The sequence below is a fragment of the Bacillus sp. PK6-026 genome, assembly GCF_054161455.1.
The window spans coordinates 793826-816604 of record NZ_CP096418.1 but is presented as its reverse complement, the minus strand read 5'-3'; the positions used below and the strand labels follow the sequence as shown (position 1 = coordinate 816604).

The window sequence follows — 22779 nt, the reverse complement described above, 5'->3', positions numbered from 1 at the left end:
GAGGCCTGCCGGCAGCAGGCCTCTTTCTTATCTTTCAATAATCCGTCCTCTTTCATACACGATCCGCTGAAGCGGGATTTCAAGCTTCTTCGCCAGCTTTTTCAGCCTTTCCTCTTCAATGCGGTTGACAAGGCTGATCACGGTTCCTTCATTCCCCGCTCTTCCCGTCCTTCCCGACCGGTGGATATAGCCTTCAATGTTTGGCAAATCGGCGTGGATGACATAAGGGAGATCTTCGATGTCGATTCCGCGCGCTGCGATATCGGTCGCGAGAAGCAGCGTGAATTCGCCTGCTTCAAATGCCTGCAATATTTTGGCGCGCTCGATTTTTTTCGCCTCGCTGTGAAGAACGCCGATGTCGACATGATGAAATTTGAGCTTTTCGGCATACACGTTTAAGTTGCCGATGTCTTTGACAAAGACGAGCGCCTGCATGCCCGGAAGCCGCGAGAATTTTTGCAGGATCTTCACCTTATCCCGCTGGTCGCATACGAGAAATTGGTGTTTGATTTTTGCAGATTCTTCTTTCGACCTCTTGATCCTGAGAACTTCCGCTTCTGTCGTCATACCGCGGAGCTCGCGTTCGGCGTCGTCTTTTAAAGTCGCCGAAAAACAGAGGAGCTGTCTGTCGCGGAGCGTCGATTTGATGATGCTTTGTATCGTCCCGCGATGCTCCGGTGTAAGCAGATGATCGGTTTCGTCAAGGACGATCGTCTTCACTTCATGCATTTTCAGTTTTTTCATTTTAATCAGCTCAATTACGCGTCCAGGTGTGCCCGCAATGATGTGCGGGTGTTTTTTCAGCTTTTCCTGCTGCTTTTTGACATTGGCGCCGCCGATCAGGGAAGCGGCTCTGATATCCGAGCCTTTTTTCCATTCGACGATCACATCAAAAATCTGCATGACAAGCTCGCGGGACGGAGCCAAAATCACAGCTTGCACGTTCTTTTGATCCGCCTCCAGCTTTTCCAGAATCGGCAGGACGTAAGCGAGCGTTTTGCCTGTTCCAGTCGGCGACTCGGCGATCACGTCACGCCCGTCCAAAATCAGATCGACTGCGTTTTTTTGGACACTCGTCGGCTCTTGAAAGCCCGATGCCTTCCAGTTTTCTTGAATAAACGGTTTTGCTTTATTTAAAAATGGCCATCTTTCTGTCATGTTTTTCTCCTTTTATCAGGTTGATTCTGCTCCTAGTATCTCAAAACAAAAGCGGCTGCGCAATTTTTCTTTTATTGTTCCCTCTGAGTTCGATATAATCTTATAGAATACAGATTATATTTTTTGAGGTGCAAAACATGAGTTTACTTACAGTCACAAAGCTGAGCCACGGTTTTGGCGACCGGGCGATCTTTCATGATATATCCTTTCGCTTGCTGAAAGGCGAACATGTCGGTCTCATCGGAGCAAACGGCGAAGGAAAATCGACCTTCATGAATATCATTACAGGCAAACTTGAGCCTGACGAAGGAAAAGTCGAATGGTCCAAAAAGGTCCGGGTCGGCTATCTTGACCAGCATACATCACTTGAGCGCGGACAAACAATCCGCGACGTGCTCAGAAACGCTTTCCATTATTTATTTGCGATGGAAGAAGAAATGAATGCCATCTACACAAAAATGGGCGAGGCTGACCCCGATGAGCTTGAAAAGCTTCTCGAAGAAGTCGGAACGATCCAGGACGCCCTGACCAACAACGACTTTTACGCGATTGACGCAAAAGTCGAAGAAATCGCCCGCGGCCTCGGGCTTAACGATCTCGGCCTTGACAGGGATGTCGCGGATTTGAGCGGCGGCCAGCGGACAAAGGTGCTGCTTGCCAAACTGCTCTTGGAAAAGCCCGACATCCTGCTGCTCGATGAGCCGACAAACTATCTGGACGAACAGCATATCGAATGGCTGAAACGCTATTTGCAGGAGTACGAGAACGCCTTTATTTTGATTTCTCACGACATTCCGTTTTTAAACAGCGTCATTAATTTGATCTACCATGTGGAAAACCAGGAGCTGACCCGCTATGTCGGCGACTACAACCAATTCCGCGAAGTATACGAAGTGAAAAAACAGCAGCTTGAAGCAGCCTACAAGAAACAGCAGCAGGAGATTTCGGAGCTGAAAGATTTCGTCGCCCGCAACAAAGCGCGCGTCAGCACAAGAAATATGGCGATGTCCCGGCAAAAAAAGCTCGATAAAATGGATATGATCGAGCTCCCTTCGGAAAAACCGAAGCCTGAATTTCATTTTAAACAAGCAAGAACATCCGGAAAGCTGATTTTTGAAACGAAAGAGCTCGTCATCGGCTATGATGAGCCGCTGTCCCGTCCGCTGAACTTGAGAATGGAGCGGGGCCAAAAGATCGCTCTGTACGGAGCCAACGGCATCGGAAAAACGACATTGCTGAAAAGCCTTCTGGGTGAAATTTCACCGCTGTCGGGAGAAGTCGAACGCGGCGAACACCTTCATATCGGCTATTTCGAGCAGGAAGTCAAAGAGACCAACAACAACACATGCATAGAAGAAGTGTGGAACGACTTTCCGTCCTTTACACAGTACGAAATCCGCGCGGCTCTGGCGAAGTGCGGACTGACGACAAAGCATATCGAAAGCAGGGTATCCGTATTAAGCGGCGGGGAAAAAGCAAAAGTCAGACTATGCAAGCTTATCAATTCGGAAACGAACCTGCTTGTACTCGATGAACCGACAAACCACCTTGATGTTGAAGCAAAAGAAGAATTAAAAAGAGCTTTGAAAGAATACAAAGGCTCCGTCCTGCTCATCTCTCACGAACCTGAATTCTATATGGACATCGCGACAGAAACATGGAATTGCGAGTCATGGACAACGAAAGTTTTATAAACAAAAAAAGCTTGTTTCCTTTTAGGGAAACAAGCTTTCAGATTGTTGACAAAATCCCAAAACGGCTTTTTGTTTTGGGATATTGTCATCCTTTCTGCGTGATTGAAAACCTTTGCAGTCTAGGAAGGCCGAGTATCGGAGCGGAGCGAATGTTGGAATTCGTGAGCACCGACGCGCAGGCCTGACAACGAATGCGAGGGTTTGTCGACACGCTGTTATCATTAATGACCGGCTTTGATGCCTGCCAAATAACGGCGGCCTCCAGTCAAAACAGCCATGCCGGCAAGTACGGCGATGCATCCTGCAAAATAGGGGGTATGCGCAGTAAAATGATCGGCTAACACACCGGCGATCCAAGGCGCAATGGCCCCGCCGATGAACCGCATGGAGCTGTAGGCAGATGAAGCGACAGACCGTTCGACAGGCGCAGCTTCCATCACCGCTGTTGTCAAAATCGTATTGATCATGCCCAGAATCCCTCCGGCTATGATGATCGCCCCGATGACGAGCGCCATGTGCTCCGTCCAAATCCCGATCGCGAGCAAATCAGCTGCAAACAGCATAAACAGAAAGATCAGCGAGCGGACGGTTCCAAAGATCCGCTGTACGGCCGGAGCGATGAAAACGGAAGTGATCGCAAGAAACAGCCCCCAGCCGAAAAAGACATAGCCGAGGCCCCGTTCATTTAAGTCAAGAACAAACGGCGAATATGCAAGCAGGGTGAAGAAACCGAAGTTATATAAGAATGCGGCGCCTGAAAGCGTCAATAGCCCTTTATAACGAAGCGCTTTGATCGGCGCGCTGACGGAAATTTTCTTCCGCGGCTTTTGGACAGGCGGCAAAAGAAAAAAGATGGCCAAAAGAGCGGCCGCCATTAAAACCGATACGCCGAAAAACGGCGCTCTCCACGATATTGTGCCAAGCTCTCCGCCGGCAAGCGGTCCAACCGAAATGCCCAATCCCAAAGCCGCCTCATACAAAATAATGGCTTTTGCGCTTCCGCCAGATGCCACGCTGACAATGACGGCAAGCGCAGTTGAGATAAACATGGCATTTCCGAGTCCCCAGCCGCCGCGAAAGCCGACGAGCTGAGAAATGGAATGCGAAAGCCCGCCCAAGCCTGCAAAAACGATGATCAGGATCAAGCCGCTGATTAACGTCAGCTTTGCCCCAATCCGGCTCGATACGGCGCCTGATAAAAGCATGGCGAAACCTGTGACTAGCAGATAGCTTGTAAATAAAAGCGAAACCTGGCTGGGGGAAGCATGCAGCTGCCGCGCAATCGCCGGCAGAATCGGATCGACAAGCCCGATCCCCATAAACGAGATCACGCAGGCAAAGGCCACGGCCCAGACCGCTTTTGGCTGTTTAAACATACTTGAGTTCTCAGGTGGTTGTTCATTCATGATCTATCAAACCTTTCTTTGCAAATAAAGAAACGCTATAAAAATAGCGTTTTTCTTGTTTAATCAATTGATTGAAGCGCATTCTCGGCTTTTGCCTGCATACCCTCCAAGCGCTTCTTGAATGATTGAAATTTCTCAATTTTTTCATCAATCATTCTCATCTGTTCATTCAGCATCCTCTGAATGTCTTCGAGCTTTTCTTTTCGTTCCCGTTTGTCCAGCGATAAAAGGTATCCTTCTTTATTCATCTCCAAGTGCTTGCCCGTTTCCATGAACTGCTGGAGCTCCTGCAGCGAGAATCCCAGCACTTCCTTCGCGCTGATCACTCTTTCAAGCTCTTCAAGATCGTCTTCAGAGTAAAGACGGACACCGCCTTCCGTCCGCTTCGGTGAAGAAAGCAGACCGATTTCTTCGTAAAAGCGGATCGTTCTTTTCGTCAGGCCGCTTCGCTTGGCCATTTGATCAATCTTCATCCACTCCACGTCCATATCCCCCCGAGATTTTTCTTCTTTTCTATTATACTACTATTATACTTTTACGTAAACGTTAAGTTTTTTCGATACAAAAAAAGAACTGACTTGACATCATCCTGCTGCTGTAACGTATCATAGAATGGACAACTAAACAGGAGGACAAATAATCAGAGTGAACACTCATCAAAATCGATTTTCAGTTCAAAGTAAAGTTTCGGCATTGATTGAAAGCCGGCTGTTTCAGTCATTCATAACGACGGTCATTGTGTTGAATGCCATCTCGATCGGTTTGGAAACTTACGCTTTCTTTAAACCTTATCAAAAAGTATTTTTTATTGTGGATTGTTTGTTTTTAACGATATTTGTCATCGAACTATCTCTTAAACTATTCGTTCAAAAACAGCACTTTTTTAAAAACAACTGGAACGTTTTTGACTTCGTAATCGTCGCCGGCAGTTTGATTCTTTACAATACGAATTTCGTCAGCGTTCTCCGTATCTTCCGGGTGCTGCGGGTGCTGCGGACGATCACTTCCGTTCCCTCATTAAGACGGATCGTCAATGCGCTGTTTATGGCGATTCCGACTATCAGCAGCGTCATTATTCTGATGAGCATCATTTTTTATGTGTACGCCGTCATCGGTACGATGTTCTTTTCTGCTATCGCGCCGGAATACTTCGGCAACCTGCAGCTCAGCCTTCTGACACTGTTCCAAACCTTTACGCTCGAATCGTGGGCAAGCGGCATATTCAGGCCGATTTTTGCCGAGAGCGGCTGGTCATGGCTCTATTTCGTTTCATTTATCATCATTGCGACTTTCATTATGATCAACTTGATCGTCGGGGAAATCGTGAATAATGCACAAAAAATTTCTCAGGAAATAGAAGATGAGACAGGCGAGCTGAAAGAGGATACAAAAGAAATCAAAGAACTGCGCGCGGAGGTTAAAGAATTAAAAGCGCTTCTGGAAACCTATATCACGCAAAATGAAAAGAAAGATTAAAAAGGGCCGGCACCTGTAAGCCAGCCCTTTTTTGTCTTTAATTGAGGATGACAGGCAGCTCAGCCAGCGATCTAAAGCCGATTAACCTGCGAAATGGAACGTCTGTTGAAGCAAGCTTCAACTTAGGCAGCCGCTCCAACAATACGGGAATGGCAATTTGCGCTTCTAGCCGAGCTAATGCCGAGCCTAAACATACGTGTGCACCGGCTCCAAAGGCAAGGTGCGGATTCGGTTTTCTCGTGATGTCAAATACATGCGGATTTTGAAATATCTTCGGATCGCGGTTGGCGGCGCCTAAAAGGATGTATATGCGCTCTCCTTTTTTGATGATCTTCCCGTTGATTTCACAGTCCTCTGACGCGGTGCGCGCTGTCAGCTGTGTCGGACTTTCATAGCGCAGGCATTCTTCAACGGCTGACTCAATCAGCAGCGGATTTTCTTTCAGCGCGCTGAGCTGGCCGGGATGGTTCATGAGCAAAAACAATCCGTTCGTCAAAAGGTTGACCGTCGTCTCGTGCCCGGCAATCACAAGCAGAATGCACGTCGCAAGCACTTCATCTTCGGCGAGCTGCTCATGACCGGCGAATGTGCTGATCAGGTCTTGAGAAGGATGAGCTTTTCGCTTTTCAATCAAATCTTTAAAATACGCCGTCAGCTTGGCAACGGTATCCCCGCCTTTTGCCAGCACCTTTCGTGTGCGGGTCAAATCGATCGTTCGAATGAGATCCGCCGTCCATTGCCTGAATTGATATCTCTCCTCTGCGGGGACGCCGAGCATGTCGGCAATGATAAGGCTTGCCAAAGGAAAGGCGAATTCGGATACCATGTCCGCCGTCTTCTTGTTTTCAAGCTGATCGAGCAATTCATGGACGATTTCTTTTATAACAGGACGGAAAGATGCCGTCTTCTGCGGCATGAATTCTTTGCCGACAATCGTCCGCATCCGCTTATGGCCGGACTCATTTTGAAACAGCATCATATTCCGCTGCAATTCGTGAAGTTGTTCATATTTTGTAGAGGCTTCAGGGAGAGGAACGCGGTTTTTAAATACCGCGTCCCTCAAAATCGCCGCCGCTTCTTCATATCCGGTGACATACCATCCCGGATGCTTTAAAACGGTTCCTTTATATACAGGATGAACGGACCGCAGTTTATCGTAAAACAGATATGGATCTCTCCAAAAATCCGAATCCGATTTCAGACGCGGCCCTGCCTCGTGCAGTTCTGTCGTCATGCTATATCTCCCCCGTGTTACCGCTGTAAACTGGCTTTCATTTCTTCCACCGATTCGACTTCAAATCCTAAATCATGGAGCATCTTATGGTCCTCTGTTTCATTCTGCCCTGCCGTTGTTAAATAGTCTCCGACGAAGATCGAATTGGCGGCATACAGCCCCAGCGGCTGCAAGGAGCGGAGGTTGACTTCGCGCCCCCCTGAAATACGGATTTCCTTTGTCGGGTTGATAAAGCGGAACAAAGCCAAAACCTTTAAACAATAAAGCGGATTTAATTCATTGACCCCTTCCAGCGGAGTTCCGTCGATCGCATGCAAAAAATTAACCGGAATTGAGTCTGCATCAAGCGCCTTTAAGCTATTCGCCATATCGACGACATCCTGCTTCGTCTCTTTCATCCCGACAATGACGCCCGAGCATGGGGACATTCCGGATTTTTTGGCTGTTTCCACAGTGTTTACTCTGTCATCATACGTGTGGGACGTTGTAATGTTTGAATGATTGCTTTTTGATGTATTGATGTTGTGATTGTACCGGTCCACTCCGGCTTCCTTCAGCCGCTCGGCCTGTTCGGGCTTTAGCAGTCCGAGGCATGCACAGACTTTTAAGCCGTACGTTTCTTTAATTTCTTTAACGGCGCCGACCACTTGATCGACATCTCTGTTGGACGGGCCTCTGCCGCTCGCCACGATGCAATACGTTCCGATATTTAAATCGTGCGCACGCTTTGCACCTTCAAGCAGGGTCGTTTTGTCGACCATCCTGTAGCTGTCGATCGGCGCTTTTGATATCGAAGACTGCGAGCAGTAGCCGCAGTTTTCCGGACAAAGTCCGGATTTTGCATTCATAATCATATTGAGCTTTACTTTTTTTCCAAAGTAGCGTTTTCTGATTTGAAATGCAGCATGCATAAGCAGGAGAACGTCGTCATCCGAGCATTCCAAGATGGAAAGCGCCTCTTTTTCAGTTACTTCTCCGCCATCCAGCACCCGTTCTGCAAGTTCCATCCACTGATTCATGTTTCTGCCCCCATTTGCATTTGATTCATAATCAAGGAAACATCGACATGCTCCTTGATCATGTGGTGAATTTGTGTTGGTGAAACGTCTTCAAGCTTCGGCGTAACGCCGAGGAGCGGCACACCGCAAAATCTTTCAATCATGTCCGGATTCGTCTGTTCGTCAAGTCCGGGCCGGCTGCTGATGCCGTTGATCACGATGCCGATCACGCGTATCCCCATTTGTTTCGCGTATTGGACGGTTAAATACGTATGGTTGATCGTTCCAAGATTGGGACGGGCCACAATGACAGCCGGCAAATCGAGCGCTTTGATCAAGTCGCTGACGAAATAATCCTCTCCGAGCGGCACCGCAATCCCGCCTGCCCCTTCAACAATGAAGCAATCGTGCCGATCCTTAATCTTTTTCCAATGGTTCACGGCATCTTCCAGCCCGACGGTCCTCCCTTCGAGCTTCCCTGCTGTGTAAGGTGCAAGCGGCTCTTTAAACACGAAAGGTGTGATCTCCTCATCAGCGAGAGATGTTTCAGAGCTGTTCTTCAAAAGTGCTGTATCACTCTGCGGATCGCTGCTAAGCTCTCCACTCAAAAACGGCTTGAACACGCCGACATCAACATGCTGCTCTTTCAACAAAGCGGCAAGGCCGCAAGCGATAAACGTCTTCCCTACTCCCGTATCAGTTCCCGTTACAAAAAAACCCTTCATTTCACCAAGTTCAACTCTCTTCCCACTAATTTAAACCCCTCTAATAGAGCTTCAATATCTCTTAACTTGCGATCTGCGGTGACGGTCAGCCTGATTCGGCTCTCTCCTTCCGCAACAGTCGGCGGGCGGATGGCCGGGGCCTCAATCCCTTTCTCCTTGAGGCCGTTTGCAAATCGAACGGCTTTTTGAGGGTCTCCGATCATAACGGGTATGATCGGCGTATCTTCTCCCTTGACCGTAAACCCGATATCCTCGAGACCCCGTTTGATCGTGGTCACCGATGATTGCAAAAGCCGGCGTTTATCCCGGCTGTCTTTAATGATGTCTAAAGCTCTGCATGCCGCCGCACAGCTTGCGGGCGGGACAGCCGTTTGAAAGATAAACGTTCTCGCATGATTCAGCAAAAAATCGATCAATGCTTTAGAGCCCGCGACGAAGCCGCCTTCCGCGCCTACAGCTTTACTTAACGTGCCGATCACAACATCTGGGGAGATGCCGAAATACTCGCCCGTTCCCCTGCCGGCATCTCCCAAAACCCCTGTTGCGTGGGCATCATCAACGATGACAAAGGCCCGGTACCGCTTGGCAAGGAGCATGATTTCGTCAAGCGGTGCAATTGTGCCGTCCATGCTGAACACGCCGTCTGTCACAATAAAACAGCGAGCACGGCTCTGTGCGGTGCGGAGTTTTTCTTCAAGATCATTCATATCCGTGTGGCGGTAAACAACCGTATCAGCTTTTGAAAGGCGGCAGCCGTCGATGATGCTCGCATGGTTCAATTGATCGCTTAATATGACGTCTCCTTTTTCAGGCAAAGACGAAAGCACGCCGATATTGGCCAAATATCCGCTTGAAAACAAGAGAGCGGCTTCTGTCTGCTTAAAACCGGCGATTTTCCGCTCAAGTTTTTCATGCCATTCGGTATTGCCGGACGTCAGCCTTGACCCTGTGCTCCCGGCTCCAAAGCGACGAAGCGCCGTTTCTGCGGCGTGAATCAGCCGTTTGTCGTTCGCCAGGCTCAAATAATCGTTTGACGCCCAATTCGTACGTTTCGCTTCCGCGACAGCTTGAGGCGGTTTAAGCGAGCGGTAAAGCCCGGCTGCCTTCGTCCTGGCGAGCCGACTGCTGAGCCATTCGTCAATGGGCACGGCCTGTAACCTCTTGAATCGCTTCTTTCATAATGGACACCATAGCGCTCAGGTCATCGGCGGTGCTGGCGAGCGGAGGAAGAAATGCGATAACATCCCCGAGCGGCCTCGTCAGCATGCCAAGCTCCCTCATTTTCAAAGACACCCGGTATCCGATTCGCTCTTCAGGCGGATAAGGCTGCCTCGTTTCTTTCGACTGAACGAGTTCGATCCCGCTCATTAAACCGAGCTGGCGGATGTCGCCGACATGAGGGAGCGCTGCCAGATCATGAAAAAGCGATTCCACTATTTTCGACTTTTCCGCAACTTGAGCGACGATTTTTTCCGATTCGAACAGGCGCAAATTTTCCAGCGCAACGGCGCAGCCAAGCTGGTTCCCCGTGTACGAATGGCCGTGGAAAAACGTTTTCAGTTTGTCATAGTCATCATAAAATGCCTGATAAATTTCCTCTGTCGCAAACGTTACGGCGATCGGCAAATAGCCTCCGGTAATGGCCTTACCAGCCGCCATCAAGTCAGGCTGAACACATTCATGCTCACAGGCAAACATTTTCCCGGTTCGGCCGAATCCTGTCGCCACTTCATCGACAATCATTAAAACATCATATTTCGTACAAAGCTCCCGGACGCCTGCCAAATATCCTTCAGGCATCACGATCATCCCCGATGCCCCTTGGACCATCGATTCGACCGACAGCGCGGCGATCTCACCGTGCCGCTCGCTCAGGAGCCGTTCGAGTTCTGCGAGGCATTCATCGCGGCACTCGTCCGGGTTGCCGCTTTTCGAGCGGTATACGTAAGGAACATTTACCTTAAAGCTTTCAAACATAAGCGGCCCGTATACATGGTGGAAGAGCTCGATCGCACCGACGCTGACAGCGCCGATCGTATCGCCGTGATAGCCGTTTTTCATCGAAATGAATTTTTGTTTCTCCGGCTTGCCGATGTTTTTCCAATATTGAAAGGCCATTTTCAGCGCGATTTCCATTGCTGCAGCGCCGCTGTCCGAATAAAAAACACGCGTCAGCTTTTCCGGCGTGATCTTGATTAACACCTCGGCAAGCTCTGTCGCCGGAACATTTGTCATCCCCAGCAATGTCGAATGAGCGATTTTGCCGAGCTGTTTATTGATGGCTTCATCCAGTTCCTTCTTGCGATGGCCGTGGACATTGAGCCATACTGAAGAAAATCCGTCATAGTACTCCCTGCCGTCGATATCTTTCAGTTTGATGCCCTCCCCGCTTTCGATGATCAGCGGGTTTTCGTCATAGTCTTTCATTTGGGTAAAAGGCAGCCAAAGATATTTTTTGCTTTTTTCAACGAATGATTGATTCATGTTTTACCTCCCGACCGAATGAATACAGGCTGTTTTTCCAAGCCGTCTATACAGCTCTTGATATCTGTTAATCCATCAACAAAAAAAATCCGGCAGCCGCTCTCGTCTCCATGCTCTTTCATCCTTGTTATCCGCTGATAACCCAGCTTTTTAGCGGCAACATAGCCCGTTATGTAATCAGGGTCATCTGACCAGCATAATTCGGCGACGACAGCCGGATGCTCACATACCTTAGAAGCGATGGCAAGCGCCTCTTTCAACCGCGGATTCGGCGGCATTCCGCACAAAGCCGCCCACATTTGAAAATCGGCTTCCGGCCAATCGAGCCGTGAGACGCGCACTCCTTTTTGTTTTCTTCCGTCAATCCTCCGGCCTGAATGAATGTCAAACAAAACGGCGCCCCTTACGTCCGAGTATTCGGCAATGCCTTGAAACGCTTTGTCTACCGCGTTTTTCGGTACGCCGGCGCGGCTGATCAGCTCACGGGCAAGCGCTTGTCCTTCTTCCGCTGATTTTGTTTCATTCGTTTCAATGCGCAGAGGCTGGACAAACTTTATCGGTTCATTTACAAGATCGAAGCGAATTTGCATAAAGTCCGGCTTGCCCCGCGAATGAGACAATGCTTTTTCCAATAAATCGCTGACGGCATCCTTTACACCGATGAAAGGCGCAAGCCGCTCTCCTCCGGATATGTGTTTTCCCCCCTCTTCATGGGGACCGTTCTCGGAGGCTCTCATTCTCACACTGTAATACGCTTCTCCCTTCATGCTTTCATCCCCCCTCTAAACACCGCACTCATATGTTAACCTATAAATAATTTAAGTTAACATTACAATAAAATATTAGTATTCCTTTCCTGATATGTCAACATGGTGTACAAAACACCGGTTTGTTTGAAATAAAAAAAGACAAAAGAGCTATCTCTTTTGTCTTAATGTGGAAATTCATTTATCTAGCTCTTTCAATCTGCCAATCGAACGGGTCAGATAAAAGCGACCAGTCGTCCGCCATCTCCGAATCTGTCAAAAGGCATCGATCCGCTTCGGCGGTAATTTCTGACGGGGACAGATCCAATCCGATAAAGACGAGCTTTGTGTGGCGGTCTCCGAATTCTTCATTCCATTCTTTTAATAGCTCTGGATTCTGTCTGAGGATTTGCTCCTGTTCCGCCTTGGACAGCGCGGCCACCCAATAAGAGATCGGTTCCAGCGACACGGATGGGCCTGCCTGCGACATCAAAAGGGCAAGGCTGTTGCGCGTCGCACACCAGGCGATTCCTTTCGCCCTGACGACGTTTTCCGGCAGCGAATGAATCCAGTTATAAAACCGCTCGGTATGAAAAGGACGGCGCGCTTCGTATACAAACGAAGATATTCCGTATTCTTCAGTCTCAGGCGTATGCTGGTGGTGTCCTTCGTTTAATTCCCTGATCCAGCCTGCTGAACCGCTTGCTTCGTCAAAATTGAAGAGACCGGTGTTTAAGATGACCTTCGGATCGACCTCTCCTTTGACCGCTCTGATGATGTTTGCTTTAGGCTGCAACGTTTTCAGCACTTTCTCAAGCTTTTTCAGATCTTCCTCAGAGACAAGGTCGCATTTATTCAAAATCAGCACATCGCAAAACTCGATTTGATCGATGAGCAGATCGGCGATGTCGCGTTCATCCTCTTCACCGACAGCCTCTTTCCGGTCCAGCAGGCTGTCCCCCGACTGAAAATCGTGCCAAAAACGATTGGCGTCGACCACCGTGACCATTGTGTCCAAACGGCAGAACCGGGTCAAATCAATGCCCAATTCATCGTCGATGTAAGAGAATGTCTGAGCGACCGGGATCGGTTCGCTGATACCAGTCGATTCGATCACGATATAATCAATATTTCCTTGCTTCGCCAGTTTTTCGACTTCAACAAGCAAATCCTCTCTGAGTGTGCAGCAAATGCAGCCGTTTGACATTTCGACCAGCTTTTCATCCGTCCTCGACAGGCCACCGCCTTGCTTGACAAGCCCGGCATCAATGTTGACTTCGCTCATGTCATTAACGATAACGGCGACTTTCAGCCCTTGGCGGTTTTGCAATATGTGATTCAGCAGCGTCGTTTTACCCGCCCCCAGGTATCCGCTTAACACTGTTACAGGAATCTTTTTACTCATTTTTTCATTCTCCTTCCTCTTATCAAATCGTAATTATTACGATTTATATTTTATTTCACCACAATTTATTTAAAAATGCAAAGTGTCAGCTTCCAGATGATCATGATGATCAAAACTGACACGACTGAAGTGGCCATCTGTTTTCCCATAATGGCTGCCGCCGTTTTCATCCCCAGTTCCTTGGCAATTGTCCAAACCGTCACCATGCATGGAGTAAAGGTTGATGCCAAGTAAATGAGCAGAAAGAGCGTTGCCCCCGGCAGCACATCAAGAAGCGCTCCATTCCCTTCATTGAACAAGAGAATACCGTCTTTCCTGATCAGAGAAAAAACAAGGCCCGGCGCCGCATCTTCCGGAGCACCGAACAGGCTTAAAACAGGCGAGACAAGCAATGTCACAAGACGGATGACACCGAGTTCATTCAATACTGTCGCCGCCAGGCAAATGATGAGAAAGATCGGCATCGCCTGAAAGATAAATTGCTGGAGCACTTCTTTTACTCGAAAAACGATCCCTTTCCAGGACGGCATCTGTAAAAACGTTTGCCGGCGCTCGAAGTAAGCGGCCCATTTCTGATCAATGCGATACCATATCCGGTTATGAGCGGCTGCTGCGGCAACAAGAACAGCGAGGTAAGGGATAAACAGCCACTCCCTTCCCGCAGCATGAAAAATCGACAGCGTCGCGCCGATTTGGTAGCTGCACGCTGATCCGAAAGAAATAAATGATACACAGCGCTTTCTCGTACACATGCTGCACGACCGCGTCTGCTGAACGGCAACGACATTGCAGCCAAATCCGGTCAAAAGCGGAACTAAATCGCGGCCGTTCAGACCGATCTTCCGCATCAGCGGGTCCAGTGAATCGACGATCCGGTCCTTTAAACCCGAATCATCTGCTGCCGCATTTGCTATAGACATAAACAAAACGACAGGAAACGCCCAAACAAACGAGTAAATGCCAAGGGATAACAGGCCATAATTCCCCGCCAATGCCGCGCTCAGCCATGACGGCAAGCCTCCGACCGCATTTTGGAGAGGTTCAACCGCCCATTCGTCCGCGTATTGCTGCATCCACTCTGATGTATGATAAGCCAATATGATCGGCGCCATAAATAACAAACATAAAAGTGCAGTACTCACAACAGGCCCAACTACGGGACGATGAAACACAAACTGCTGAACAGCCACACTTTCAAGTTCAATCTGTTTCATCCGTTTCCGTTTCAGCGGATGAAATTCAGCCTCTTTTCTTAAAAAAGCGATGATATGCTCTTTTTTATCGTCTGTCACAGTTCTCGTATCAACCAACAGGACCGGGAGACTGTGCTTAGCCACTTGCTCAGAAAGCGTCCGGCGCATGGCGTCCGTCATTTTATCCTGAAACGTAACGATAAAGCAGACGCGCCTGGCATCCGGCGGAATCAGGTCCAAGACCGCGTTCAGCTCTTCTGAAAAATGGGTGCCGCGCAAGACGGCAACCACCTCATCGGCCTTTTCGATCTCTTTTTTCAGCGCTCTTTTCGACACGCTGTCATCCTCCCGAATGCCCGGTGTATCAATGGCTTGCCAGCCCGGAAGGCTTTTGATCTCCCGTTCAGCCGCAAATATCGTCGATCCTTTCACATTGGCTGCTTCGCCTGCTCTCTGATCCGTGATCGCGGAAAAAAGCGTTGTTTTCCCGACCGATTCGAGTCCGATGAAGAGCATGCGCTGCCGCCGCGTTGGCTCTTTCAGCATTCACACTGCACCTCACAGCAGCTCAAATCCGTGAGAAACATTTGATTTTCCCTGTATTCTGTCAGCACCTTTTCATCGATCGAAAACTTTCGTTTTTCCAACAAATGCTCGGCGATGACGGCGAATCGCTGCCTGAATTTATAAATGAAACAAAAGACGGCGTTTTGGTGCTGAACGCTCGGCCCGATTAAATAAAGACCGTCCGTCACGGTCGACATATCTTCATTCGTTAAAAGCGGTTTGCCGTTCTCTCCCCATTCAAACAAATTCTCGATTTGTTTTGCCCCGGAATGAAAGCCTGTCGCGATAATCGGCCGTGTTTCCGAGCGTATTTTCCTCCCGTCTGACAAATATAAATCATAGGCTGGTCCATTTTTCGCCAGTTTTTCTACCAGGGCTTTTTCCAAAAACTGAACCTTCCCTTTTTCATATGCATCTTCAAGACGCTCCCATGTATAAGGTGAAAGCGACCGGCTTGGATCGGCTTCAGCGTTTTCGCGGAGCGAATTCGGCATCACAACCGTCACATCGCTGCCATAGGACGCCAGTTGAACCGCCGCATCCATTGCGCTTTCATAGCCGCCTACCACGTAATAATGGGCTTTTTCAAATTGGCTCCATCTGGCGACCTTGCTATTGTGGATGCCAATCTCTGCACCATGAAACGAATATTTCGGGAATTGGAATTCACCGGCTCCCCAAATAACGTCTTTGGCCTTCATCGTGCCTTTATTAGTTTCAACTGAAAAACCGCCGTCGTCTTTATAAACATTGCGAACCGATGTGCCTTCTTGAATTGGAAGCTGAAAATGATCGGCCAAAAGCGCCAAATAATCTCCATACTCCTGCCCGCTCAAGTGCTCGCGGTGAAAAGTAAAGGCAGGGGATGTTCCCGGAGCAACAGCATTTAAATCCAAAGCCCCGAATCCCTGCCCGGTAAAGGACGGTGTTATCAGTTTCATTTCTTCAGGCCAGCTTCGAAATGAAGCTCCTGCACGGTCTTTTTCCAAAATCGTAAACGATTGAAAACCGAGTTTTTTCAGAACGATTCCCATTCCAATACCTGCGGGTCCCGCTCCAACAATGACGATTTCGCTATGCTGCAAAACAACCACTCCCTAAACGAAATCATTTCGATTTAATTTGCATGCTTTAGACATGACCACTTGATTTTATCACAGCATTCCCTCAAAATAAATAGGAACTATTTCGATTTACTACAGAAAGGGGTCTCATCAATGGAACGTATACTGCATTTGCCCGCAAAACCCGAACGCCACCGCCGCTTCGGATCTGTCGAAGCCGTGAAAGGAATAAAACCGAACGATAAAGAACAGATGAAGGATATTCAAAATACACCGAACGACTATTTTTTTGACATTGACCATGTCGGTGTCTCAAACGTTTCGCATCCGATTTTGATTGCATCCTCGCTCAAGCCGTCTACACAAACGACGATCGGCGCTTTTTCCTTTACAACGAGCCTTGCGCGCGGCCGCAAAGGAATCAATATGAGCCGCCTGACAGAACAGCTGCAGCGCTATCACGAAGCAAACTGGACGATTGATGTCCATACACTGAAAGATTTTGCAAAGGATTTAGCCGACAATATGGAACAGCAAAGCGCATCCGTCTCTGTCAGTTTTCCATGGTATTTCGAGCGCCTTAGCCCGGAAACCAAACTGTCAGGATTGATGCACGCCGATATCCATATGACAGTCTCTTATCATGAAAACAAAGGCTTTTCACAAACCGTCGGCATCACGGCCCATGTGACGACGCTCTGCCCGTGTTCAAAAGAAATCAGCGAATACAGCGCCCATAACCAGCGCGGCATAATCAAGATCACCGCACATATCAATGAGCAGGCGGAGATGCCGGACGATTTCAAAACCGAGCTTCTTGCCGCAGCGGAAACGAACGCAAGCGCAAAGCTTCATCCCGTCTTAAAAAGGCCCGACGAAAAAAGAGTGACTGAACAGGCTTATGAAAATCCAAGATTTGTAGAAGACGTCATCCGCTTAACGGCTGCCGACTTATACGAAATGAACTGGATCTCCGCCTTTGAGATCGAATGCCGGAACGAAGAATCGATTCACATGCATGATGCGGTGGGGCTGTCGTTTCCCAAAATATAAATCAAAAAGAGCTGCCGGTTTTTCCGGCAGACTCGATCCTTATGCAGTTTTTGATTGATTCAGCGCCCGGCTGTTTTTAAACAGGAGCATTGAAGAAATGTATAATACCGATGCAAACAGACAAACCGCCCTGACATCAGTTTATCCGCTGTTCTTTACGCCCTCAGTGATCAAATCAGACTTCAAATCATAAAAAATCTTGCAGAAGCCGGCGAACAATCGTGCAGCGCTGTTAACGTTCCCATTCCAAAATCAACCCTGTCTCATCACTTTAAAGTCCTTAGGGAATCGGGAGTCATTCATACAAGAATAGAAAGAACACAACGGTTTATTTAGGCTTCGCCTAGAGGACTTGGACAGCCGTTTTCCGGGGTTGCTTCAAATCGTTTTACAGGCAGACGAACCGTTGTAAACTGCCGGGTTCTCCCCGGCAGCTTCGACTTATTTCTCTTTCCGCACGTATTCAATATCATCCTGATACTGGCTGTACCCCTCTTGATATTCCATAACACGCGCTGTTTCTTCTATGAAGCTTTCATCATAGCCCGCTCTTCTCAATAAGTGAAAGCCCATTTCCATGCCTGAAGCAATTCCCCCGGCGGTGATGATCCGTCCGCTGTCGACGATTCTCGCCCGGCTGACGCGGCAGGCCGGCGCGATGTCCGCCAAGCGGTCGATCGGTACTTGCCCCATCTCTGACGCCTCAAGCCGATCCGGCTCTTTCCGACTTGTGGCGGAAAGCCCGTCTAAGAGCCCCATGCGCCCGTAAATCCATGAACCTGTACATACGCTCACCAAAAGCGTCGACTCAGGGAGAGAGCGGATAAACTGATGCAGCCGTTTGTTGTTGGTCTCCTGTCGTGTACCGAAACCGCCCGGAATTAAGAAAGCATCCATATCTGGCTGGTCATTGAAGCTGTAATTCGGATGAACGGTAAGCCCGGCTTGTGTCTGAACCGGTTTCATCGCATCCGCCACAAGAAAGGCGTCCAGTTCAGGATCGAGCCTCCTCGCCACTGAAAACACTCCGTATGGGGCGGCATAGTCGATGATTTCAGCATCCTTGAAAATGTACACGCCAAGTCTGAATCCTCTCGTTCTTTTCATTGTTTTCCTCCTCAATTTTTCTTTTATTCTTGCAAAACCTACGATATCATGGGGAGAGACATTTTACTTATGAATGATTACGATAGAAATCATTTTGATTTTCGATATCAAGGAGATGACAAGCTATGATTGAGCTTTTAGAGGGTAAATTTTTTAAAACCTTCATCGCCGTCATGGAAGAAAAAAACTTCAGCCGCGCCGCTGATCGGCTGGGGTATGTACAGTCGACAGTCACCAGCCATATTCAGCTTTTGGAGCAGGCTTGCGGACAGCGTTTGTTTCACCGGCTGTCAAGAGGTGTGAAGCCGACACCGGCCGGTTTGAAGCTAAGTAAATATGCCTATCAATTTATTCATTTAGGCAGCACCTTGGAAGAAGCGATGAATGAACTGGATCAGCCGCAAGGAACCGTCCGCATCCGCATGCAGGAATCGTTTTTTCTGACGCGCACGTCTCTCCTGATCCGGGATTTTATTAAAGAATATCCAAAGATTAGATTGCAATTGGAAAACGGGTTTCAGCACGATATCGTTCAGCAGGTGCAAAATCATGCCGTCGATTTCGGAATCGTACCGCAAAATCCGAATAGGCCCGACATCCTTTTTACCCCTTTGCTCGAAGAAAAGCTGGTGTTCATCGCTTCCAATGATCTCGCTGAAAAGGTTGAAACTGAGAGCCTTGGCGCTCTTAGTCGTGAAACATTCATCAGCTTCGGCACAAGCTGCGTCTACCACACAAAAGCGGGCAGATTATTGCAAGATGCCGGGATTGAAGGAAACAGCGCCCTGGAGTACCCAAGCATCGCCATGATCAAAGAGGCGGTAAAATGCGGCATCGGCTTTGCCTTCATTCCTGAAATCGCCGTCAAACAAGAACTTGAAGCCAAGCAATTCAAACTGCTGCCTGTGACTGCCCCGATTGTCTCCACCCACGGGCTCATCGTCCATCAAGACAGAGAGCTGAGTCTGGCGGCGTCTTTATTAAAGGAAAAATTAATCGGCTATTTTTGTAACGATGCTGAAAAAAGCCCGACAAATTAAAAACTGCCGGGATTTCCCGGCAGCTTCCATTACAATTGTTCCAGCTCCTCGATCATCAACGACAGCTCGGTCCAGCGCTCCATTGCCTCGTCAAGCTCTGCGGCTGTTTGCGCCTGCTCTTCCATCAATGTCTGAATCTTGGCGAAGTCGCTGCCGGCGGCGGCGATTTCCTCTTCAAGCCGTTTATGCTTTTCTTCGAGAGCGGCGATTCTGTCTTCGATGCCGTCCCATTCCAGCTGATCTTTATAAGACAGCTTCTTTCTTTTCTTTTTCTCAGGTTTGGCAGGTTCCGCGGCTTCAGGCGCCGGCTTTTGACGGCTGGTCTCCTTTTGCTTCTCCATATATTCGCTGTATGAACCTTGAAAACGCGAAACGTTTCCGCTGCCTTCAAATACAAGCAGCCTGTCGACGACACGGTCAAGGAAATAGCGGTCATGGGAAACGGTCACGACAACGCCGGGAAACTGTTCCAAATAATCTTCCAGCACTCCGAGCGTCTCGGTATCAAGGTCGTTTGTCGGCTCATCAAGGAACAGGACGTTCGGCTCTTCCATCAGCACTTTCAAAAGATAAAGGCGCCTCTTTTCTCCGCCTGACAGCTTGCGAATCAAGTTGCGCTGCATGCTCCGCGGAAAAAGGAACCTTTCCAGCATCTGCTCAGCTGTGACCACTTGTCCGTCGGCCGTTTTGACGACCTCAGCCGTCTCCTTAATGTATTCGACGACCTGCAGCGCATCGTTCATTTCGCTGTGATCCTGTGTATAGTATCCGATTCTTACAGTCTGGCCGATCGTGATCTGCCCTCCATCAGGCTTGACGCGGCCGGCAAGCGCGTTTAAAAGCGTTGTTTTGCCGATCCCGTTCGGTCCGATGATGCCGATCCGGTCCCCCGGCACAATCAGTTCATCGAATGAACGGACAAGCTGATTGCCGCTGCGGCTGATGTCAACACCTTCAGCTTCAATTACCTGCTTGCCGAGACGATGGGAGCCGATGGCAAAATCAAGGGAAGAACCGGTTTCAGGCGAATCCTGTTCCTTTAGTTCCTCCACTCGCTGAATTCTTGCTTTTTGTTTTGTCGAACGGGCTTTAGCTCCCCTTCTCAGCCAAGCAAGCTCCCTTCTGAGAAGGTTTTGCCGCTTCGTTTCGCTTTGTTCGGCGAGCGCTTCTCTTTCGGCCCGCTTTTCCAAAAACACTTCGTAGTTCCCTTTGTATGTGTATAGGTGCCCACGATCCAGCTCATAGATCCTGTTTGTCACCCGGTTTAAAAAGTAGCGGTCATGGGTGACGAGGACGACAGAGCCCGGATACCCGCTCAAATAGCCTTCAAGCCATTCGATCGTTTCATTGTCAAGGTGGTTTGTCGGCTCATCCAAAATGAGGAGGTCAGCAGGCTGAATCAATGTTTTTGCGATCGCAACCCGCTTTTTTTGCCCTCCGGATAGCGAGCTCACTTCTTTTGCCACATCCACGACGCCAAGCTTCGTTAAAATCGTTTTTGCCGCCGTATTCGCGTCCCAGGCGCCGTGTTCGTCCATTTTCCCCTGTGCCGCCAGCAGGTTTTCCTGCTTCTTCGGATCATCAGGCGAAGCATTCAGCTCCTGAAGCGCCTGCTCATACGCCCTCATCGTCCGCATCATCACGGAAGCTCCCGAATAAATGTGCTCAAGCACGGTTTCCGGACCCTCTAAATCAGGATCCTGATCCAAGTACTCGATATGGAGGCTGCCAGGCTTGGTGATGTCTCCTTTTTCGGTCGATTCATGGCCGGCGATCACTTTCAGCAAACTGCTTTTTCCCGTTCCGTTCGGTCCGATCAAGCCGATCCGTTCGTTTTCTTCAATATGAAACGATATATGGTCAAATAATGTTTTATCTCCGTAAGTTTTATATAAACCTTCCGCTTTAAAAATGCTCATCTGTCTACCAATCCTAACGTAATGTCATAACCTTATTTTAATGCAGATGATGCAAGAAAACTAGTGAGAGCTTTTTCACGGACATTACAGGAAGACGGCCGGAAGCCAGAAATATACGCTGATCACGATCAAGACGACACCTGCGATATTGAGCCAAAAACCCGCCCTGACCATGTCCTTCATCGTCAGCAGATTGGAGCTGAAAACGGCCGCATTCGGCGGGGTGGAGATCGGGAGCATAAAGGCGCATGATGAAGCAAGCGCAGCTGCCGCCATCAGCCCGTACGGCTCAACCTGAAGCGCGGCGCCAAGACCGATCGTCATCGGAATCACCATATTGGCGACAGCCGTATTAGACATGATTTCGGTCATAAATAAAATCGCAGCCGTCAAAATGATCAGTACAAATAAGTAAGGATGGCCTTCCAACAGCTTTAGCTTGCCGCCGATCCATGCCGTCAGATTGGTCGCCGAAAAACCGGCCGCAAGCGACAAGCCGCCTCCAAACAACAGAAGAAGCCCCCATGGCAGTGTCTGCATATCCTTCCATTCCAAAATCCGTTCATCCTTTGTACTCGGAATTAAAAACAGCAAAACCGCTCCGAAAATCGCAATCGACGTATCTGAAATTTGAAACGGCAGGATGAATTTGAACATCCACAAACATGCGGTCAACAAAAAAACGGCAAAAACCGATTTTTCCTCCCTCGTCATTGCGCCAAGCGCCTTTAAATCATGATCGATAAAATCAGGTTTTTTTCCTTGAAAGGCGCTCACTTTAAATTTTATTTTCGTTAAATAAACATATAAAATAGCAAGAAACAGAACGGAAACCGGGAACCCGAATAAAAACCACTCAAAAAACATAATTTCGTGATTGAGCATCTGTTTGGACATCGCCGCAAAGACCGCATTCGGCACGGAACCGACCAATGTCGCAAGTCCGCCGATCGAAGCCGCATACGCGACAGCCAGCAAAATGCTTTTGCTGAACTTCTGCAGCGATTCGCCTTTTAAAATTTCTTTTTCCTGCACTTCTTTAATAACTGCAAGCGCTACGGGAAGCATCATCAAAGCGGTGGCTGCATTCGAAATCCACATCGATAAAAACGCCGTCGCCGCCATCACGCCGAGCACGATTCGATGGCTTTCAGCCCCGATCCGCTTCAAAATATGCAAGGCCATCCGTTTATGAAGATTCCATTTTTCGATGGCGATCGCAATGATAAATCCCCCCATATACATAAACACAATCGGATCGCCGTATGCTTTGGCCGTCGTTTCCATATCTAAACCGCCCAATGTCGGCAGCAAAATGACTGGCAAGAGCGATGCCGCCGGAATCGGCACGGCTTCCGTAATCCACCAGACGGCCGTCCAAGCTGTAACCGCAAGAACGATCCGCGGCGCGTAAGCCAACTCAGCTTCCGGTATCAAGCCGAGAATCAGCAAAAAACTGATCGGCCCCAATAACAATCCGGTCAGTTTAGTCGGTGTATATACTCTCATT

Annotated in this window: 19 protein-coding genes and 1 pseudogene; 5 read left to right on the top strand and 15 right to left on the bottom strand. The window is 48.8% G+C overall.

The genetic code is table 11. The annotated features are described in order from the left end of the window. Nucleotides 1–27: 27 nt before the first annotated feature. Nucleotides 28–1158: a DEAD/DEAH box helicase gene (locus tag M1D59_RS04070; protein WP_106071143.1), complete on the bottom strand. Its 1131-nt coding sequence runs from the start codon at nt 1156–1158 to the stop codon at nt 28–30. A gap of 137 nt (nt 1159–1295) precedes the next feature. Between M1D59_RS04070 and M1D59_RS04065 the strand changes: the two genes are divergently transcribed. Next, a complete protein-coding gene (locus M1D59_RS04065; protein WP_020450520.1) occupies nt 1296–2852 on the top strand; it encodes an ABC-F family ATP-binding cassette domain-containing protein in 1557 nt (518 codons plus the stop codon). A 221-nt stretch (nt 2853–3073) separates the two neighbouring features. Here M1D59_RS04065 and M1D59_RS04060 read toward each other — a convergent pair whose 3' ends face one another. After that, a complete protein-coding gene (locus M1D59_RS04060; RefSeq protein WP_458117811.1) occupies nt 3074–4258 on the bottom strand; it encodes an MFS transporter in 1185 nt (394 codons plus the stop codon). 59 nt (nt 4259–4317) lie between these two features. After that, nucleotides 4318–4740, bottom strand: a complete 423-nt coding sequence (locus M1D59_RS04055) for a MerR family transcriptional regulator (RefSeq protein ID WP_003179703.1) — start codon at nt 4738–4740, stop codon at nt 4318–4320. A 163-nt stretch (nt 4741–4903) separates the two neighbouring features. On the opposite strand from M1D59_RS04055, the gene M1D59_RS04050 reads away from it, so the two are divergent. Then, the gene (locus M1D59_RS04050; RefSeq protein ID WP_020450517.1) at nt 4904–5734 is read left to right on the top strand and encodes an ion transporter; all 831 of its coding nucleotides are present in this window, start codon (nt 4904–4906) and stop codon (nt 5732–5734) included. 37 nt (nt 5735–5771) lie between these two features. On the opposite strand, the gene M1D59_RS04045 is transcribed toward M1D59_RS04050, so the two are convergent. The 9 genes from M1D59_RS04045 to M1D59_RS04005 form a co-directional block, all read right to left on the bottom strand. Continuing rightward, nucleotides 5772–6968 (bottom strand): cytochrome P450, encoded by a 1197-nt coding sequence (locus M1D59_RS04045; protein WP_458117810.1) that lies wholly within the window; start codon nt 6966–6968, stop codon nt 5772–5774. Nucleotides 6969–6985: 17 nt separating this feature from the next. Beyond that, entirely contained in the window at nt 6986–7987 is a 1002-nt protein-coding gene (gene bioB, locus M1D59_RS04040; RefSeq protein ID WP_020450515.1) for a biotin synthase BioB, read from the bottom strand. Continuing rightward, a complete protein-coding gene (bioD, locus tag M1D59_RS04035; protein WP_020450514.1) occupies nt 7984–8691 on the bottom strand; it encodes a dethiobiotin synthase in 708 nt (235 codons plus the stop codon). Before bioD ends, bioB begins: the two co-directional genes overlap by 4 nt. Continuing rightward, a complete protein-coding gene (bioF, locus tag M1D59_RS04030) occupies nt 8688–9839 on the bottom strand; it encodes an 8-amino-7-oxononanoate synthase (protein ID WP_458117809.1) in 1152 nt (383 codons plus the stop codon). Before bioF ends, bioD begins: the two co-directional genes overlap by 4 nt. Further along, on the bottom strand, nt 9829–11175 hold the full coding sequence (bioA, locus tag M1D59_RS04025) for an adenosylmethionine--8-amino-7-oxononanoate transaminase (protein WP_268461734.1): 1347 nt from the start codon (nt 11173–11175) through the stop codon (nt 9829–9831). Before bioA ends, bioF begins: the two co-directional genes overlap by 11 nt. Further along, nucleotides 11172–11942: a 6-carboxyhexanoate--CoA ligase gene (gene bioW, locus M1D59_RS04020; protein ID WP_020450511.1), complete on the bottom strand. Its 771-nt coding sequence runs from the start codon at nt 11940–11942 to the stop codon at nt 11172–11174. Before bioW ends, bioA begins: the two co-directional genes overlap by 4 nt. Nucleotides 11943–12123: 181 nt before the next feature. Further along, the gene (locus M1D59_RS04015) at nt 12124–13326 is read right to left on the bottom strand and encodes a GTP-binding protein (protein WP_065644547.1); all 1203 of its coding nucleotides are present in this window, start codon (nt 13324–13326) and stop codon (nt 12124–12126) included. A 65-nt stretch (nt 13327–13391) separates the two neighbouring features. Then, nucleotides 13392–15065: a nucleoside recognition domain-containing protein gene (locus M1D59_RS04010; RefSeq protein WP_065644546.1), complete on the bottom strand. Its 1674-nt coding sequence runs from the start codon at nt 15063–15065 to the stop codon at nt 13392–13394. Beyond that, nucleotides 15059–16171 (bottom strand): NAD(P)/FAD-dependent oxidoreductase, encoded by a 1113-nt coding sequence (locus M1D59_RS04005; protein WP_103750393.1) that lies wholly within the window; start codon nt 16169–16171, stop codon nt 15059–15061. Before M1D59_RS04005 ends, M1D59_RS04010 begins: the two co-directional genes overlap by 7 nt. Before the next feature lie 132 nt (nt 16172–16303). Here M1D59_RS04005 and folE2 point away from each other — a divergent pair, with 132 nt between their 5' ends. Together folE2 and M1D59_RS03995 are read left to right on the top strand one after the other, a co-directional pair. Further along, nucleotides 16304–17203, top strand: a complete 900-nt coding sequence (gene folE2, locus M1D59_RS04000) for a GTP cyclohydrolase FolE2 (protein ID WP_458117808.1) — start codon at nt 16304–16306, stop codon at nt 17201–17203. Nucleotides 17204–17338: 135 nt separating this feature from the next. Continuing rightward, nucleotides 17339–17615 (top strand): annotated as a pseudogene (locus tag M1D59_RS03995) (ArsR/SmtB family transcription factor). 29 nt (nt 17616–17644) lie between these two features. Here the strand turns inward: M1D59_RS03995 and M1D59_RS03990 are convergent. Next, on the bottom strand, nt 17645–18310 hold the full coding sequence (locus tag M1D59_RS03990) for a DJ-1/PfpI family protein (protein WP_020450506.1): 666 nt from the start codon (nt 18308–18310) through the stop codon (nt 17645–17647). A 125-nt stretch (nt 18311–18435) separates the two neighbouring features. On the opposite strand from M1D59_RS03990, the gene M1D59_RS03985 reads away from it, so the two are divergent. After that, the gene (locus M1D59_RS03985) at nt 18436–19350 is read left to right on the top strand and encodes a LysR family transcriptional regulator (protein WP_212110112.1); all 915 of its coding nucleotides are present in this window, start codon (nt 18436–18438) and stop codon (nt 19348–19350) included. 29 nt (nt 19351–19379) lie between these two features. Here M1D59_RS03985 and M1D59_RS03980 read toward each other — a convergent pair whose 3' ends face one another. Then, nucleotides 19380–21269, bottom strand: a complete 1890-nt coding sequence (locus M1D59_RS03980) for an ABC-F family ATP-binding cassette domain-containing protein (RefSeq protein ID WP_458117807.1) — start codon at nt 21267–21269, stop codon at nt 19380–19382. Nucleotides 21270–21353: 84 nt separating this feature from the next. Then, nucleotides 21354–22778 carry an SLC13 family permease gene (locus M1D59_RS03975; protein WP_023855784.1) on the bottom strand — a complete coding sequence of 475 codons (1425 nt, stop codon included), beginning with the start codon at nt 22776–22778 and terminating at the stop codon, nt 21354–21356. Nucleotide 22779 lies beyond the last annotated feature (1 nt).